This is a genomic window from Microbacterium sp. NPDC090014 (genome assembly GCF_044748285.1).
Lineage (GTDB): Bacteria > Actinomycetota > Actinomycetes > Actinomycetales > Microbacteriaceae > Microbacterium.
Window position 1 is genome coordinate 410861 of the sequence record NZ_JBIVFS010000001.1, and the last position, 17324, is coordinate 428184.

Genomic DNA, 17324 nt, shown 5'->3' on the forward strand with positions numbered 1-17324 from the left:
TCCCTCCGCAGGACGGTCGAACCGTCCACGCGCGGGTCAGCTGGGGACTGACGACTCTGCGCGTATATGAGTAATGGTATACCGGTATACGTTGCATTCCATTGCGTCCGAGAGACTCGACCGAACACGTTGCATCCGGTCCAGAAACGTGCGAAATGAGGGTCTGGGGCGCCTTTCCGACACCGCATTCGTGCATACCCTCCTCGCACCGTGATCTCCGTTACCCAGAGTGACGCGTCCGGCCCCACCCCCGTCTGCATGCAAGAGAATGGAAGGTGATGTCTGAACTCGAAGATCACACCCAGTGGCAGGCCGATCGCCGCGCCTCCGTCACCTCTGCGACCGGCAACCTCGCGCTGATCGAGACCCGCTGGACGGGCGAGGCTCCCGATCTGGATGCCGAGCGGCAGGCCTCATCCGACACGGTGACCGTGACGCCGATCCAGCGCACGAACATCGAGACCGGGGAGGCCGAGCACGGGCTGCGCGTGTGGGATGCCGAGTCCCCCGCCATCCGCGCCTTCGACCGCATCGACACATACGAGTACGACCCGGCATGGGTTCTCGAGGGACACTTCACGCCGGTCTCCGGCGATCGTCGGGTGTCGTTCGAGCACATCCGCGACAACGGCGGCACGCGTGAGCTCGTCGTCCCCGGCGACATCCACTTCGTGCTCGACGGCCGCGCGTACGACCTTGCGGCCTTCGACGACGGCGGCACGCTGCTGCTCGTCTTCGGCGACGAGACGAACGGTTCCGAGACCTACGGATCCGGCCGCTTCCTCTTCGTAGAGCTCCGTGACGACGAGGGCACCGTGGTGCTCGACTTCAACCGCGCCTTCGTGCCGCCGTGCGGATTCAGCGCCGAGTACAACTGCCCGCTGCCGCCGGCATCCAACCGCTTCCCCCTGCCTATCCGAGCAGGCGAGAAGAACGTCGTCTTCCGCGACGGCTTCGACATCTACGCGGCGTGACGCCGCGCACCCTCACCCTGGAGCACTCATGAGAAGAACCCGCATCCTCGGCGCGCTCGGCGCCGTCGCCACGCTCGCCCTCGTGGCCGGCTGCGCGTCGGGCGCCACCGACGACGCCGCGAGCGAAGACGCCACCATCTTCATCGGGTCGCTGTACGAGCCCACCAACCTGAGCAACACGCAGGGCGGCGGCCAGGGTGTGACCGAGGCACTGACCGGCAACGTCTACGAGGGCCTCTATCGCCTGACCGACGACGGAGAGGTCGAGCCGCTTCTCGCCGAAGACGCCCAGGTGTCGGATGACGGCCTGACCTACACGATCACTCTGCGCGACGATGTGACGTTCCACTCGGGTGACCCGCTCACGTCCGCCGACGTGAAGTCGAGCATCGAGGCCGTCACCGCCGAGGACTCCGTGTCGGCGCGCAAGTCGAGCTTCACGACCATCGCCGACATCGCGACGCCCGATGACCAGACCGTCGTCTTCACGCTGTCGCAGCGGTCGATCTCGTTCCTCTACAACCTCAGCTACGTCTGGATCGTCAACGACGAGGCCGGTGACATCACCGGCACGGAAGACGGCACCGGCCCCTACACGCTCGACGAGTGGAAGAAGGGCTCGACCCTGACCCTCGAGCGCTGGGACGACTACTGGGGCGAGCCCGCCAAGAACGGCGAGGTCGTCTACACGTACTTCACCGACGCGACCGCAGAGAACAACGCTCTGGCCACCGGCGAGATCGACGTGATCACCAGCGTGCAGAGCCCGGACTCGCTCGCGCAGTTCGACAGCGACGACTACGTCATCAGCGAGGGCACCTCGACGACCAAGGAGCTGCTCGCCTTCAACGACCGGGTCGCCCCGTTCGACAACGCCCTCGTGCGCAAGGCGATCTACTCGGCCATCGACACCCAGAAGCTGCTCGAGTCGATCTGGGGCGACTACGGCACGCTCATCGGATCGATGGTGCCGCCCACCGACCCCTGGTACGAGGACCTCACCCAGGTGAACCCGTACGACGTCGACCTCTCGAAGGATCTGCTCGCGCAGGCCGGCTACGCCGACGGCTTCACCTTCACGCTCGACACCCCGAGCTACGACCCGCACCCCGCCGTCGCGGAGTTCCTGCAGTCGCAGCTCGCCGAGGTCGGCATCACGGTCGAGATCAACACGATCAGCGCCGACGAGTGGTACACGAAGGTCTTCAAGGAGCAGGACTTCGAGGCCACCCTGCAGGAGCACGTGAACGACCGCGACGTGGTCTGGTACGGCAACCCCGACTTCTACTGGGGCTACGACGACGCCCAGGTGCAGCAGTGGGTCGCCGAGGCCGAGCAGGCCGCCACGACCGACGAGCAGACAGCTCTGCTGAAGCAGGTCAACGAGAAGATCGCCGAGGATGCCGCGAGCGTATGGTTGTACCTGTACCCGCAGATCGTGGTCGCCTCGAGCGACCTCAGCGGTTACCCGGTCAACGGCCTGAACTCGCAGTTCTTCGCCTACGACATCGTCAAGTCCTGACGCGCGAGGGGGATGCCGCGTGTCGGCATCCCCCTCTTTCATCCTGAGAAGCCATGCTCGCCTACCTGCTGCGCCGCCTCGCGTTCCTCGTGGTCTCGCTCGTCGTCGCGATGATCGCGATCTTCGTGCTGCTGCGGCTGCTCCCGGGCGACCCGGCGAACGCCCTGCTCTCGGTGAATGCGACACCCGAGCAGATCGCCGCCGCCCGCGCACAGGTCGGCTCGGATCAGCCCCTCCTGCAGCAGTTCACGACCTGGGCCGGTCAGCTCCTGCGCTTCGACCTCGGTGAGTCGTTCCTGAGCTCGCGTCCGGTCGGCCCCGACATCGCCGATCGCCTCGCCGTGACCCTCCCACTCACACTCATCGCGTTCACCGCCGCCCTTCTCGTCTCCCTGGTGATCGGCATCACCGCCGCCGTGAAGTCCGACCGCTGGTACGGCATCGCGCTCTCGGGATTCGCGCAACTGGGTGTTGCCGTGCCGGTGTTCTGGGTGGGCGTCGTGCTCGTCTGGATCTTCGCGCTCGGCCTCGGCCTGCTGCCGTCCGGCGGATTCCCGCGCGACGGCTGGGAGGATCCGGCCGACGCGCTGCGGTCTCTCGCGCTGCCGGTGACGACGATCGTGATCGTGATGAGTGCATCCCTCAGCCGTTACGTGCGCTCCGCCACCCTCGACGTGATCGGCAGCGATTACCTCCGCACCGCGCGCGCCGGCGGGTCGGGCATGTCCGAGGCGCTGCTGCGTCACGGAGTGCGCAACGGCTCGGTGCCGGTCGTCGCGGTCCTCGGCATCGAGCTGTCCACCACGCTGCTCGGCGCGGTCGTCGTCGAGAGCGTCTTCACTCTTCCCGGTCTCGGGAGTCTGCTGCTGTCGGCCATCGAACAGCATGATTTCCAGGTCATCCAGGGCGTCCTCGTCGTCAGCACGCTCTTCGTGCTGCTCGTCGGGTTCGCCGCCGACATCGTGCAGCGCCTGATCGATCCGCGACTGCGCACGAGCGTCTCGGGCAACCGATGAGCCGCGTCGCCGAGCAGCTGATCACCGGATCCGTCCCCGTGCGGAGGCGGCCGAAGGCGACCCTGCTGATCGGGCTCGTACTCACCGGCATCATCGTGCTCATCGCGCTGGTGTCGCTGTTCTGGCTCCCCTATCCGCTCGCCGACACGAGTGGAAGTCGTCTCGAGGGGCCGAGCGCCATGCACCTGCTCGGCACCGATCGGCTCGGCCGCGACCTGCTCTCGCAGCTCATGTGGGGTGCGAGGATCGCCTTGATCGTGGGCATCTGCTCGGTCGCGATCGCCGCCGTTCTCGGCGTGATCGTCGGACTGATCGCCGCCTTCTCGCGGCCATGGGTCGACGACACGCTCTCCGCCGGACTGGACGTCGTGATCGCCTTCCCGGTGCTGCTGCTCGCGATGCTCGTCGTCGCGGTGCAGGGAGCGTCGCTGTGGTCGGCGGTGCTCGCGATCGGACTGGCGATGTCGGCGGTCGTCGCGCGTCTCACCCGCATCCTCTCGCGCCGCGTGCTGCAGGAGCAGTACATCACCGCCGCACGCACCAGCGGCACGGGTGTGCTCGGCATCGTGTTCCAGCACGTGCTGCCCAACATCGCACCGACCCTCGCGGTCAGCCTGGCGCTGCAGTTCGGTGCCGCGGTGCTCGCGGAGGCGAGCCTGTCGTACCTCGGGCTCGGTGCCCCGCCGCCCAACGCCTCATGGGGTCGGATGCTGCAGGAGGCGCAGGGCACCGTGCTCACCGCGCCCGTCGGCGCGATCGCCCCCGGCATCGCGATCATCGCCCTCGTGCTCGGGGTCAACTTCCTCGCCGACGGCCTGCGCGATCTCGCCGACCCGACCCGCAGGAGGAGCCGATGAGCATTCTCGAGGTCGCAGGGCTCACCGTTCGCTCCGGATCCGGGGCTCTCGTGCGCGATGTCTCGTTCTCGCTGCAGCCCGGCGAACGCCTGGGGCTGATCGGCGAGTCCGGGTCGGGCAAGTCGCTCACCTCGCTCGCGGTCACCGGCCTGCTGCCGGATTCTCTCGTCTCGTCCGGGTCGGTGCTGCTCGACGGGCACCAGGTCGTCGGTGCGCGGGATGCCGACCTGAGGCCGTTGCGCGGACCGGTCGCCCAGATCGTGTTCCAGGAGCCGCTCACGGCGCTCGACCCTCTGATGAGGGTCGGTCGCCAGATCGCCGAGCCGCTGCGTCGTCATCTCGGCCTGCGCGGCGCGGAACTGCGGTCGGCCGTCACGGCGGCGCTCGATGAGGTGTCGCTGTCGGAGCCGCGATTCGCGCGCGCCTACCCGCACGAGCTGTCGGGCGGTCAGCGCCAGCGTGTGGCGATCGCCATCGCCTTGGCCGCCCGGCCACAGCTGCTCATCGCAGACGAACCCACCACCGCGCTCGACGTGACCGTGCAGGATGCCGTGCTCACGCTGCTCGAGCGACTCGTCGCCGAACGCGGCATGGCGTTGCTGTTCATCAGCCACGACCTCGCCGTCGTGTCTCGCATGGTCGACCGCATCGTCGTGCTGCGCGATGGTCTGGTGGTCGAGGAGGGGGCGGTCGCCGAGGTGCTGCGGCGCCCCGCGGAGCCGTACACGCGGATGCTGGTCGACAGCGCTCGCGCGCTCGATGCGTTCCTCGATGCGAAGGAGGCTGACGCATGAGCCTCCTCGAACTCCGCGGTGCCGGCTTCGCCTACGGATCGCGCCGGGTGCTCGACGACATCTCGCTGAGCCTCGACGAGGGAGACTCGCTCGGCCTCGTGGGCGAGTCGGGTGCGGGCAAGTCCACGATCCTGCGGCTGATGCTCGGGCTCTCGGCACCACGCGATGGACAGGTGCTCTTCGACGGTGCTCCCCTGTCGCTGCGCGACCGTGCGCAGATGCGCCGCTTCCGCGCGAGCGTGCAGCCGGTGTTCCAGGATCCGTACTCGTCGCTCGACCCCCGTCAGCGCATCGACCGCATCATCGGCGAGCCCCTGCGTTCACTCGGCCTCGCCTCCGGCGCCGACGCGCAGCGCCGTATCGCCGAGGCCCTCGAGTCGGTCGGGCTTCCCGCCGACACCGCCCGCCGATACCCGCACGAGTTCTCGGGCGGCCAGCGTCAGCGCATCGCGATCGCCCGAGCCGTGGTCTCGCGCCCGCGCGTGCTGCTCGCCGATGAGCCGGTGAGCGCCCTCGACGTGACGACGCGCGTGCAGGTGCTCGAGCTGCTCGACCGCCTGCGTCGAGAGAACGGCCTGTCGCTCGTGATGGTGTCGCACGATCTCACCGCGATCGCGTCAGCCTGCGACCGCACCGTGGTGCTGCAGAACGGCCGCGTCGTCGAACAGGGCGCCACCGCATCCGTGCTGCACGCACCGCAGGACCCGTACACCCGGGCGCTGGTCGACGCGGTTCCGCGACTCCCCCGCTGAGTCGCGGCAGTCGCTCGTCATGGATGGCTGGCCGTTTCACGGATGGCTGCCCGACCGTCGGGGTGTCTACAGCCAGCCGACATCGTCCAGCAGGGTGGCCGCAGACGACTCCGTGGTGTCAGGCTGACGCGTGCCAGGCCCCTCGGAGTGCGACCACAGAATGGGTCATGTCCGAGTCAGGGAGATGCACAGGTCCATCGGAGATGTCCACGTTCTGAAGCGGGTCATCCGCCAGATGTTGCGGGAACACATGGCAGTGGAGATGCGGGGCCCGATGTCCCATCACCAGGTAGTTGATCTTCCGCGGGTCGAATGCCCTGTCGATGGATCGGCCCGCTCGTTGGACGTCGCGCCAGAACGCGCTGAGCTGGCCGGCATCCAGCTGACCGAGGTCAGTGAGATGCTCACGGAGGATCACGACGGTGTAGCCGGGATGCGCCTGGTTTCGTACCAATCGGACGTGAGTCATCTCGGTCGAGGCCACCAGGATGCTGTGCTCGTTCTCCGGCAGATGTGCGTCGGCACACATACCGCAGACCTCCGGGTCCACGAGTTCGGCCCACTCCTCATCCGTCCACCACATCGGCCCATGGTAACCAGGCGCGAGGGCGGCCACGGTAGAACTCACGGCATCCCGGCCATGCTTTGGCTGGTTGCTCCGGCAGCCTGTCGCGGTTTCGCCCGGATGGATCCGCGAAATCGACTCCACTCACCGGGGCTGAAATCCGTATCGCTTCATCGTCTCCTCAGTCGTGCGCAACTCACCGGCCGCTGACTGCCTTCGTGCGTCTTCAATATCCTGACCGATGCCTGGCTGCGACAACCAAAAGTCGACGAGAGGCGATACGCAGTCCTTCAACTCACTCCTGTATACGCGCTGCATCTCGCCTTTCTAGTCCGATGCGCTGCCAACAGAGGCATACTTCTGGCCACATTTCCCTCAGCTCCCCGAATGCGCGAGGCCGAAGTACTCAAGCTCCGCATCGTTCAGCATCCGCGAGCGGATCAGGAACCGCATGCCTGTGGGACCCTCGACCGAGAAGCCGGCACCGCGGCCCGGCACGACGTCGATCGTGAGGTGGGTGTACTTCCAGTACTCGAACTGCGATTCCGACATGAAGACCTCGACCGGGGAGTCGAGCCCCACATCGAGGGCGCCGAGCAGCACATCGCTCGGCCCGGTGATGAACATGCCGACCGGGTAGCACATGGGTGACGAGCCGTCGCAGCATCCGCCCGACTGATGGAACATCAGGGGTCCGTGCTGCACGGTGAGATCGCGGATGAGGGATGCCGCGGCATCCGTCACGTCGACTCGCTGATAGGTGCCGATGCTGACCATGGTCCGAGCCTTCCTGCAGGTGGTTCCGGGCGGGCGCTGCCGGTGCAGCGCCCGCCCGGAGGTCGAGCTCAGAAGAAGCCCATCGGGCCTTCTGCATACGAGACCAGGAGGTTCTTGGTCTGCTGGTAGTGGTCGAGCATCATCTTGTGGTTCTCGCGACCGACGCCCGACTGCTTGTACCCGCCGAACGCCGCATGCGCCGGGTACTGGTGGTAGGTGTTCGTCCAGACACGACCGGCCTCGATCGCCCGTCCCGCGCGATAGGCCGTGTCGCCGCTGCGGCTCCACACTCCCGCACCCAGTCCGTAGAGGGTGTCGTTCGCGATCGAGATCGCATCGTCGAAGTCATCGAACGAGGTGACCGAGAGCACCGGGCCGAAGATCTCCTCCTGGAAGATGCGCATGTCGTTCGTGCCCTCGAACACGGTCGGCGCAACGTAGAAGCCTTCGCTGAGGTCGCCGCCGAGATCGACGCGGTCGCCACCCGTGAGCAGTCGCGCGCCTCCCTGCTTGCCGATGTCGATGTAGCTGAGGATCTTCTCCAGCTGATCGTTCGATGCCTGCGCTCCGATCATCGTGGCCGGATCCAGCGGGTTGCCCTGCACGACCCTGCCGACGCGTTCGAGGCCGTCGGCGAGGAAGCCGTCGTAGATCGAGCGCTGGATGAGCGCCCGCGACGGGCAGGTGCAGACCTCTCCCTGGTTGAGAGCGAACATCGTGAAGCCCTCGAGCGCCTTGTCGTAGAAAGGGTCGGCGGTGTCGCGTGCGACGTCCTCGAAGAACACGTTCGGGCTCTTGCCTCCCAGCTCCAGGGTGACCGGAATGAGGTTCTGCGACGCGTACTGCATGATCAGACGCCCCGTCGTGGTCTCACCCGTGAACGCGACCTTGCGGATGCGCTTGTGCTGCGCGAGCGGTGCACCCGCCTCGATGCCGAAGCCGTTCACGATGTTCACGACGCCGGCGGGCAGCAGATCGCCGATGATGTCGAAGAGGAACAGCAGGGATGCCGGCGTCTGCTCGGCCGGCTTGATGACGACGCAGTTGCCTGCGGCGAGCGCCGGCGCGAGTTTCCACACGGCCATGAGGATCGGGAAGTTCCACGGGATGATCTGTCCGACCACGCCGAGCGGCTCGTGGAAGTGATACGCGACGGTGTTCTCGTCGAGCTGGCTGATGCCGCCTTCCTGCGCCCGGAGCACTCCGGCGAAATATCGGAAGTGATCGACAGCGAGTGGGATGTCGGCGGCGAGCGTCTCGCGAACGGGCTTCCCGTTCTCCCAGGTCTCGGCGACGGCGATCTCCTCGAGATGCTGTTCGATGCGGTCGGCGATCCTGTTGAGGATCACGGAGCGCTCCGCCGGGCTGGTCTTGCCCCAGCTGGCGAAGGCCTTCCAGGCGACATCGACCGCGCGGTCGATGTCCTCGACGGTGCCGCGGCCCACCTCGGTGAAGGGCTTGCCGTTGACCGGGCTCACGTTGTCGAAGAACTGGCCCTTGACGGGATCCACGAACTCTCCGCCGATGTAATGGCCGTACCGCGGACGGTAGGTAGCGAGGGCGCCCGGCTGACCGGGAGCGGCGTAGGCGGTGGACACGTCTTCTTCGACGATGGTCATCGGGACTCCTTCGACGGGCCGCGGCGTCGGTGCTGCGGGCTGTGTCTCGAAGGTAGGTCGTCAGAGGTTGCGCCCCGATGCGCAACGTTGCGGATGGTTGCACGCGGTCGGCAGATGTCCGAGACAGACCGGACGGTTCAGCTCTCCTCTATCCGTTCGATGCGGGCGACGAGCCCGGCGCGCTTCGGCGAGCGCGCCGGAAGCATCTCCAGAGCGAGTCGCAGGGCCGCGGCATCGCCCTGTCCCTCCGGGATCTCGGCGTACTCCAGGAGGACGTCGAGGCTCGCCTCCGACAGCATCGTCTCGCGCAGCGCCGCTCTGACGGACTCGCGGAACTCCTCGACTCCCGGCGATGTGGATTCGGGAAGGACCGGACCGCGGTATGCGGTGAGGGCGACCCGATGGGCACCTCGGTCGAGCAGCGAGAGGACGTCGTGCGCGTCCGTCTCGAGCACCACCGGCAGTCGATACGGCCGCGACTCGGGGACGAGGCTGGGGGCGTGCTTCTCGAGCACCTTGCGCAGACGCACCATCTCCGGCCGCAGCGTGTCGGCCGACGCGTCCGGTCCGTAGACGAGTTCGCTGAGTCTCTCGGCCGACAGCCCCTGGCGATGCACGGCGAGCATCAGGAGGATCGCGGCATGACGAGCGCTGAGCTCGATCACGGATTCCTCGAGTTCTGTCTCGGTCTCGAGACGTGCCCGATCGCGTCCCAGGACGTGCAGCGTCGCCCGGGTCGTGGGCTTCGCCCGCGAGGAGATGGTGATCGGACGGTGCGACTCGCTGCGGGCCCGCAGTCTCGACACGAGCAACTCCGACTCGACCGCGCGCGCTGTCGCATCGACCAGCAGCCTGGCCTGCATCGAGACGACCTCGTGTCCTCCGGTGATGTCGATGACCCCGAGGACACGCCGCGTCTCGGGGTCTCGCACCGGAGCCGCCGTGCACGACCACGGATGCACCAGCCTGTTGTAGTGCTCAGCACCGCGGATCTGCACCGACTGTCCGAGCGCCAGCGCTGTGCCAGGAGCTGTCGTGCCGACGGCGTCCTCGGCCCAGTTCGCGCCGGCCACGAAGCCCATGCCCTCGGTGAGCGATTGCAGCTTGCGATCGCCTTCGATCCACAGCAGCCGTCCGGCCTGATCTCCGACGGCGACGACGACACCGGAGTCCCCCTCGGTTCCCGGCAGCAGCAGGGCTCGGATCATGTCCATCGCGGACGCGAGCGGATGCGCGAGTCGATAGGCCTCGAGCTCTTCGCTCACGAGTTCGATCTGCGGGGCCCCTTCGGGGCCGACGCGCCCTCGCCAGGATCGCACCCACGATTCGCGGACGAGAGGTCGCACCTCCTGCAGGCGCTTGTCATCGAGATTGCCGGCGATGAGCTCTTCGTGTGCACGCTCGATCAGAAGACGAGAGGCCTCAGGCGGCCCTTCACGTGACACCTGCCACGACGCGACCACGGGCGTCTCCGATCGTCGATGGTGGAGCGTTACCTCAGTGTAGGAGCCGGATGCCGTCGGCGGTACCCGCGATATTCCGGTCACGCGTTCCGGGTGCAGGCTTTCGCACAGGCCGCCGAGGTCGACGAACTGGAGGAGTGACGAGTCGTCTGGGGGACCCCTCATGGGGACGCCCGCGCCCGACCGCCGCATCGCTGTCGATGCGGCTCGATCGGCTCAGACCCGGGCTGCCCACCATTCACGGAGCCGCTGCTCGGCGGCATCCGCTCCGATGACGCCTTCGTCGAGGCGCAGCTCGAGCAGGAACTTGTAGGCCTCGCCGACCTCACGACCGGGCGTGATGCCGAGGATCTTCTGGATCTGGTTGCCGTCGAGCTCGGGCCGGATGGAGTCGAGCTCCTCCTGCTCGCGCAACGCCGCGATGCGCGATTCGATGTCGTCGTAGGCAGACGCCAGTCGTCCGGCCTTGCGCTTGTTGCGCGTCGTGACGTCGGCGCGGGTGAGGATGTGCAGCCGCTCGAGCAGGTCGCCGGCGTCGCGCACGTAGCGCCGCACCGCGGCATCCGTCCACGCGCCCTCGGCGTATCCGAAGAACCGCAGATGCAGCTCGATCAGCGTCGATACCGACTCGGTCGTGTCGGTGTCGAAGCGCAACGACTGCAGGCGCTTGCGTGCCATGCGCGCCCCGACGACGTCGTGATGGTGGAAGGTGACGACTCCGCCGTCCTCCAGCTTGCGGGTGCGGGGCTTGCCGATGTCGTGCAGCAGCGCCGCGATCCGCAGGGCCACATCGGGCTCGGCACCGGGGTGACGCGAGTGCTCGAGCGAGATCGCCTGGCGGAGGACCGTGAGGGAGTGCTCGTAGACGTCCTTGTGATGATGATGCTCGTCGACCTCGAGTCGCAGCGCACTCACCTCTGGCAGGAACTCCTCCATCAGACCGGTGTCGACCAGCACGCGGATGCCGCGCACCGGGTCATCCGTCTGCATCAGCCGCACGAGCTCCGATTGGATGCGCTCGGGACTCACGATCTCGAGGGTGGCGCGCAGCTGCGTGATCGCGTCGGCGGTGTCATCGTCGATCCGGAAGCCGAGCTGGGCGCTGAAGCGCGCGGCGCGGAGCATGCGCAGCGGGTCATCGCCGAACGAGACCTGAGGGTCGGCCGGGGTGCGCAGTACCCCGGCGACGAGGTCTTCGACTCCCCCGGTCGGGTCGACGAGCGTGATGGCCGGCACCAGCAGCGCCATGGCGTTGACGGTGAAGTCGCGTCGGTGCAGATCCGCGTCGATCGTGTCGCCGAACTCGACGGTGGGCTTGCGGGTCACACCGTCGTAGCTGTCTGCGCGATAGGTCGTGACCTCGACCTGCTCACCCTGCACACGCGCGCCGATCGTGCCGAACGCCCGACCGATGTCCCACTGGGCCGTCGAGATCGGCCTGACGATGCGCAGGATGTCGTCCGGCATCGCATTCGTCGTGAAGTCGAGGTCGTGGGTCGGCCTGCCGAGCAGCGCATCGCGCACGGGCCCCCCGACGACGGCGAGGTCGAAGCCCGCCTTCTCGAAAGCCTCCGCGAGGGTGCGGACGACCGGATTCTCGGCGAGCGCGCCGAGACGGGCGAGGCCGTCAGCCATGTTGAGCATGGGTTCCAGCGTACCGGGGTACGGGTGTCACCCGCGGGCCGCAGTCCGCGCCGAGCGGACGTCAGAACAGCGGGTTCTCACCCTTGGCCTGCGCGACCGCGCGAACTCGCGCCTGCACGAGCCGCACGAGAAGCGTGCTCAGCAGGAACCCGCCGACGACGGCGACAGCGACGATGAACCAGATCCCGATCTCGGGATCGATCAGCTCGAAGCCGTAGATCGCGACAACGAGCAGAAGCAGCACCGGCCCCTCGATCAGCGCGAATGTCACGAACAGCCGCGTCTGACGGCGGCCGAAATCGGCGTTCACGGCACGGACGCGCGCCTCGATCGACGACTCACCTGCGTAGCTCATGCCCCCACGCTACCGGCGTCGCATTTCGCCTCACAGTCCCGCTCTCGTGCTCGGCATCGCCCGAGTCCTAGGATCGGCACGTGGCCGCAGAAGCGAACGAGTCCCCCTCAGCGCCTGACACGTCCCGGCGCGGGTTCCTCAAGATGGGCGGCGCCGCACTGGCCGGCGTCGTGGTCGGCGGCGCGGCGGGCGCTGCGATCGGCGCGAACGCCGCGAACCAGCGGAAGGGTTTCGCCACTGAACCTGATCCGTTCGCCGCACTGACTCCCCGCAGCGAACCCGGATTCGATCATCTGGTCGTGGTGATGGGTGAGAACCGCTCGTTCGACAACCTGCTCGGGTACCTCTACTCGAAGGAGTCGCTTCCGACAGGCGAGAAGTTCGAGGGTCTCGCGTTCGGGACGCACAGCAACACGGCATCCGACGGCACGGTCGTCGAGGCGCACATCTACACCGGCGACACCGACCGGATCATGAGCCTGCCCGATCCCGATCCGGGCGAGGAATACCCCCACGTCAACACGCAGATCTTCGGCACCGTCGACCCGAAGGACAACGCCGACCTGTTCGTCGACCAGATGACGGCCCCCTTCAACGCACCTACCCACGGCGAGAAGGCGACGATGTCGGGGTTCCTCGAGGACTACATCATCAACTTCCGCCGTCTGCGCAAAGGCGTCGAGCCGGCCCCCGACGAGGCCGCGCACATCATGGGCTCCTTCTCGCCCGAGATGCTCCCCGTGCTCTCGACCCTCGCATCGGAGTTCGCGGTGTTCGACCACTGGTACGCCGGGGTGCCGTCGCAGACGTTCTGCAACCGGTCGTTCTTCCACGCGTCGACGTCGCACGGCTTCGTCACGAACCAGGCCGGCGGCGGGTACCGCAAGTGGCTCGATGCGCCCGCGGCCCCGACGGTGTTCAACCGTCTGGAAGACGAGAAGGTCAGCTGGAAGATCTACATCGACAAGATCCAGCTGGTGTCGTTCACCGGGATGCTGCACGCTGCCGTGCTGGAGAAGTACTGGCGCACCGAGCACTTCGGCACGATGGAGGACTTCTACGCCGATGCGAAGAACGGCACCCTTCCGGCGTATGCGTTCATCGAGCCGCGCATGGTCTACGACCACAACGACTTCCACCCGCCGTTCGGGTCGCCCCGTGAGAGCGAGGTCGACGGCGAAGCGGTCTACGACAGTGCCATCTCGGACGTCCGGGCCGGCGATCGGCTGATCCACGACATCTACGAGGCGGTGCGCACGAGTGCGTCGCCGCAGGGGTCGAACGCGGTCAACACCCTGCTGCTCATCACGTTCGACGAGCACGGCGGATGCTACGACCACGTGCCTCCGCCCGCGGCGACGAAGCCCACGAAAGACACCGGGGCGGGTGAGATGGGCTTCACGTTCGATCGACTCGGATGCCGAGTGCCCGCGATCGCCGTGTCGGCCTATACGAAGCGCGGCACGATCGTCCACGACGAGATGCACCACGGATCCGTCACGGCCACCCTCTCGCGGCTGCACGGATTGAAGCCGCTCAACGACCGCGACCAGTCGGCGAACACACTGTTCACCGCTGTGAACCTCGACGCACCCCGGCATCCGGCCGACTGGCCCGTGACCACGCCCGCCTACACGCCGCCGAATCCCGAGCAGCGCGAGCCGAAGCCCGGTGAGGCCGACCAGATGAAGCCGCTCACCCCACCCGCCCGCGGCCTGCTCGGGCTGCTCCTCGCCAAGTACGGCAAGCCGGGTGAGCCGGAGCCCGAGACGTTCGCCGACGCCTATCGCCTGCTGCACGAGCACGGCGACGAGCTGTTCGGGCCCGCGAAGGGTTCCTGATCTCGGGGGGGTGGATGCCAGCATCCAGCCCCGGTGTCTCAGTCGCGGTTCGAGCGGCGACGAGAGATCAGGAAGAGCACAGCTCCGACCACGAGCACCGCGGCGCCTGCGGCGGCCCAGACGAAGGTCTCGGAGCCGAGCCCTGTCGCAGGCAGCTGGCCCGCCCCGGTGTCGGGCGGCGTCGTCGGCTGCGTCGGTGGCTGCGTGGGCGGGTCCGTCGGCGTGACGACCGCGGCGGAGACCGTGAAGGTCGGGCCGACGAGCGCCTCTCCCGCAGCCGTCACGACGAAGGTGGCCGTCGCCGGACCGATGATCGTGCGTCCCTCCGGAGCGGTGATCGTCAGGTCATACGTGTCCGGCGGCAGGTCGACGATCTCGTAGGCGCCGTCGGCGTCGGTGGTCACCTCCTGCGAGATGTCATCCGATTCCACCGTGAGGACCACGCCGGCCAGAGGGTCGCCCTCGTCCGTGAGCACCGCGCCCGAGATCGATCCCGGGCGGGCGAGCTCGAAGTCGATGCCCGCGAGGTCGTCCGTGGTGAGCTCTTCGGTGCGAGTCGTCGGTCCGGTTGCGATGTACCCGTCGGGGGGCGTGATCGTGATCTCGTACTCTCCCGCCGGCAGTCGCGGGAATGTGAAGGTGCCCTCGTCGTCGGTGACCGTCGTGACCGTGTCGACGCCGTCTGAGGCGGCGATCGTGACATCGGCGATGCCCGTTCCGTCGACCCGCACCGTGCCGCTGAGGTCGGGGTTCTCGACCACGACCAGCTCCTCGAGGACGATCGGCTCCTCGCTGTCGTCCGGGACGATGATCTCAGCGGTCTCGGTCGTGGTGAATCCGGGCGGAGGAGTGATCTCGACGGTGTGCGGACCGGCCGGAACGCCCTCGATCAGGAATCCGCCGTCCGCGTCGGTCGCCACCGGCTCGACGCCGTCGATCGTGATGACGGCACCGGGAACCCCGGCGTCCTCCTCGTCGACGACGCGTCCGGAGACCGCGACAGGCACGATGTCACGCACCTCGAAGTCGGCACTGCCGTCGTCGGTCGTGAGGTCGACGGCCTGCGCAGACGGCGACACGGCGATCTTGCCCTCCGGGACAGTGACCGTCACCGTGTATCCGTCGGTCGCGACGAAGCCGGGGAAGGAGTACGCACCGTCGGCATCCGTCTTGGTCGTGGCGACCACATCGCCGTTCGCATCCGCGAGCGCGAGAGCGGCCCCCGGCAGCGGGCCGTCGGCCTGATCGGTGACGGTCCCTGTGATGTCCCGTGCGATCGATGCGAACCACGTCTGGTAGATCGGGAATCCGGAGCGCTGCGTGAAGAAGAACGTGAGAGAGGTGATCGGCACCGACGGCTCGAACCAGGCCGCCGAGCCGCTCGTGTCAGACGCGGCCGCATTGCCCGTGAGGGTCTGGGTCGCGGCGTCCCAGGCGGGAACATCCGCGGAGTCTCCCGAGCACGAGGGCTTGCCCGCGATGCCGGGGGCGCAGTAGTTGAAGCCTCCGTTGAAGCCGAGATCCTCGGCGGTGAGTGTCTGACCGTCGACGCCGATCGCCTGGATGCGCACGGAGTCAGCATCGATGTCGCCCAGCACGAACGTCCAGCCGGATGTCGGCGTCGGCCGTGCGAACGAGTAGGTCGTCGTCGAGGGGCTCGTGGGGCTGTCGACCTTCGGCCGCAGGTTCAGATACTGCTGATCGATGCTGCTGCCGTACTTCTCGCCGACGGGGGTGCCCTGAGACAGCCAGGTCGATGCACCCGAGATGATTCCGACCTGCCCTGCGCGCGAATCGCTGGTCATCGTCGCGGTGAGGGCGGGTTGCGCTGCCACCTGCACGGTGGTGGTGTACGCGCCGCCCACACCGGTGAGCGGCTGCCAGGTCGACCATGTGGTGGTGGTGGCTGCGGCCGCCGGCATCGCGCCGACAAGCACTGCGACGAGGACGATGGCTCCGGCCAGGAATCCGCTCTTGGGCGCTCGCATGCGGCCAGGCTATCGATATATCGGCTCGCCGGTCGAGGAAAAAGAAGGGCGGATGCAGTTCGCATCCGCCCCTTCATCCGCCGTTGCGGTCGATCGTCAGACCGGATCTCCCTGCACGGGACCCTCGGTGTTCGGCTTCCAGCCGAGCGCCGGGGCGACATGGGTCGCGAACGCCTCGAGCACGTGGAGGTTGTATGCCGGGCCCAGCTGGTTCGGGATCGTCAGCAACAGAGTGTCTGCCGACATGACGGCCTCGTCAGCCAAGAGCTGCTGGATCAGCACGTCGGGCTCGGCCGCATACGTCTTGCCGAACGTCGAGCGGAAGCCGTCGATGATGCCGATCTGGTCGGCGTTCTCCTCGCTGCGCAGACCGAAGTACGCCCTGTCCATGTCCGAGACGAGCGGGAACACGCTGCGGCTCACCGAGACGCGAGGTGCTCCGGTGTGTCCTGCCTCCTTGTAGGCGGAACGGAACAGGTCGATCTGCTCGCGCTGCAGCTGATGGAACGGCACACCGGTCGCCTCGGTGAGCAGGGTCGAACTCATCATGTTGAGACCCTTGCGGCCGGTCTCCTCCGCGGTGGCGCGGGAACCCGAGCCCCACCAGATGTGGTCGCGCAGGGTGGGCGACTGGGGCTCGATCGCGAGGTATCGGCCGGCTCCCACCATGCGGGGGTCGCCGGGGGCGAGACCCTCGCCGTCGATCGCACGGAGGAAGAGGTCGAACTTCTCGCGAGCGATGACACTGCCGCGCTCGGGGTCCTCCTCGTCGTGGAAGCCGAAGGTCTCGTATCCGCGCAGCGCCGTCTCGGGTGACCCGCGGCTCACGCCGAGCGCGATGCGACCGTCGGCGATCAGGTCGAGTGCCGCCGCCTCCTCAGCGAACTGGAACGGGTTCTCGTACCTCATGTCGATCACGCCGGTGCCGACCTCGATGCGCTTCGTACGCGCAGCCATGGCTGACAGCAGCGGCATGGGCGACGCCGCCTGGCGAGCCCAGTGGTGCACGCGCACAGAGGCGCCGTTCACGCCGATCTCGTCGGCACCCTCCGCGATCTCGATGGTCTGCTTCAGCATGTCCCCCGCGGTGCGGGTCGCCGAACCGGGCACGTCTGCATAGTGCCCGAAGGAGAGGAATCCGAAAGCCTTCATGGTGT

Annotated in this window: 15 protein-coding genes; 7 read left to right on the forward strand and 8 right to left on the reverse strand. The window is 67.5% G+C overall.

All coding sequences use genetic code 11. The annotated features are described in order from the left end of the window. The first annotated feature begins 278 nt into the window (after positions 1 to 278). From ACIPV5_RS02010 to ACIPV5_RS02035, 6 genes are read left to right on the forward strand one after another with little or no spacing between them, the layout of a single operon-like run. Entirely contained in the window at positions 279 to 974 is a 696-nt protein-coding gene (locus ACIPV5_RS02010; protein WP_400339322.1) for a DUF1684 domain-containing protein, read from the forward strand. A gap of 28 nt (positions 975 to 1002) precedes the next feature. Next, positions 1003 to 2496, forward strand: coding sequence for an ABC transporter substrate-binding protein (locus ACIPV5_RS02015; protein WP_187249175.1), 1494 nt, complete (start codon positions 1003 to 1005; stop codon positions 2494 to 2496). Positions 2497 to 2549: 53 nt separating this feature from the next. Beyond that, on the forward strand, positions 2550 to 3512 hold the full coding sequence (locus ACIPV5_RS02020; protein WP_053098213.1) for an ABC transporter permease: 963 nt from the start codon (positions 2550 to 2552) through the stop codon (positions 3510 to 3512). Continuing rightward, the gene (locus ACIPV5_RS02025; protein ID WP_056275574.1) at positions 3509 to 4369 is read left to right on the forward strand and encodes an ABC transporter permease; all 861 of its coding nucleotides are present in this window, start codon (positions 3509 to 3511) and stop codon (positions 4367 to 4369) included. Before ACIPV5_RS02020 ends, ACIPV5_RS02025 begins: the two co-directional genes overlap by 4 nt. Then, positions 4366 to 5163: an ABC transporter ATP-binding protein gene (locus ACIPV5_RS02030; RefSeq protein WP_187249173.1), complete on the forward strand. Its 798-nt coding sequence runs from the start codon at positions 4366 to 4368 to the stop codon at positions 5161 to 5163. The genes ACIPV5_RS02025 and ACIPV5_RS02030 overlap by 4 nt, the downstream gene beginning before the upstream one ends. Beyond that, complete coding sequence (locus ACIPV5_RS02035) at positions 5160 to 5915, forward strand: ABC transporter ATP-binding protein (RefSeq protein WP_187249172.1); 756 nt, start codon at positions 5160 to 5162, stop codon at positions 5913 to 5915. Before ACIPV5_RS02030 ends, ACIPV5_RS02035 begins: the two co-directional genes overlap by 4 nt. A gap of 118 nt (positions 5916 to 6033) precedes the next feature. Here the strand turns inward: ACIPV5_RS02035 and ACIPV5_RS02040 are convergent, their stop codons facing one another. From ACIPV5_RS02040 to ACIPV5_RS02065, 6 genes are all read right to left on the reverse strand, one after another. Then, positions 6034 to 6531, reverse strand: a complete 498-nt coding sequence (locus ACIPV5_RS02040; protein WP_400339328.1) for an HIT family protein — start codon at positions 6529 to 6531, stop codon at positions 6034 to 6036. 324 nt (positions 6532 to 6855) lie between these two features. After that, complete coding sequence (locus ACIPV5_RS02045; RefSeq protein ID WP_400339329.1) at positions 6856 to 7257, reverse strand: DUF779 domain-containing protein; 402 nt, start codon at positions 7255 to 7257, stop codon at positions 6856 to 6858. A gap of 68 nt (positions 7258 to 7325) precedes the next feature. Beyond that, entirely contained in the window at positions 7326 to 8876 is a 1551-nt protein-coding gene (locus ACIPV5_RS02050) for an aldehyde dehydrogenase family protein (RefSeq protein WP_053098219.1), read from the reverse strand. Positions 8877 to 9013: 137 nt separating this feature from the next. Further along, positions 9014 to 10339, reverse strand: coding sequence for a transcriptional regulator (locus ACIPV5_RS02055; RefSeq protein WP_400339332.1), 1326 nt, complete (start codon positions 10337 to 10339; stop codon positions 9014 to 9016). Positions 10340 to 10555: 216 nt separating this feature from the next. Next, positions 10556 to 11983, reverse strand: a complete 1428-nt coding sequence (locus ACIPV5_RS02060) for a CCA tRNA nucleotidyltransferase (protein WP_400339335.1) — start codon at positions 11981 to 11983, stop codon at positions 10556 to 10558. Positions 11984 to 12044: 61 nt separating this feature from the next. Next, entirely contained in the window at positions 12045 to 12338 is a 294-nt protein-coding gene (locus ACIPV5_RS02065) for a hypothetical protein (protein WP_053098222.1), read from the reverse strand. An 80-nt stretch (positions 12339 to 12418) separates the two neighbouring features. On the opposite strand from ACIPV5_RS02065, the gene ACIPV5_RS02070 reads away from it, so the two are divergent. After that, a complete protein-coding gene (locus ACIPV5_RS02070; RefSeq protein WP_400339337.1) occupies positions 12419 to 14179 on the forward strand; it encodes an alkaline phosphatase family protein in 1761 nt (586 codons plus the stop codon). 38 nt (positions 14180 to 14217) lie between these two features. On the opposite strand, the gene ACIPV5_RS02075 is transcribed toward ACIPV5_RS02070, so the two are convergent. Both ACIPV5_RS02075 and ACIPV5_RS02080 read right to left on the reverse strand, forming a co-directional pair. Then, on the reverse strand, positions 14218 to 16167 hold the full coding sequence (locus ACIPV5_RS02075; RefSeq protein ID WP_400339339.1) for a collagen binding domain-containing protein: 1950 nt from the start codon (positions 16165 to 16167) through the stop codon (positions 14218 to 14220). Positions 16168 to 16263: 96 nt separating this feature from the next. Next, entirely contained in the window at positions 16264 to 17319 is a 1056-nt protein-coding gene (locus tag ACIPV5_RS02080) for an LLM class flavin-dependent oxidoreductase (RefSeq protein ID WP_053098225.1), read from the reverse strand. Positions 17320 to 17324: the final 5 nt, after the last annotated feature.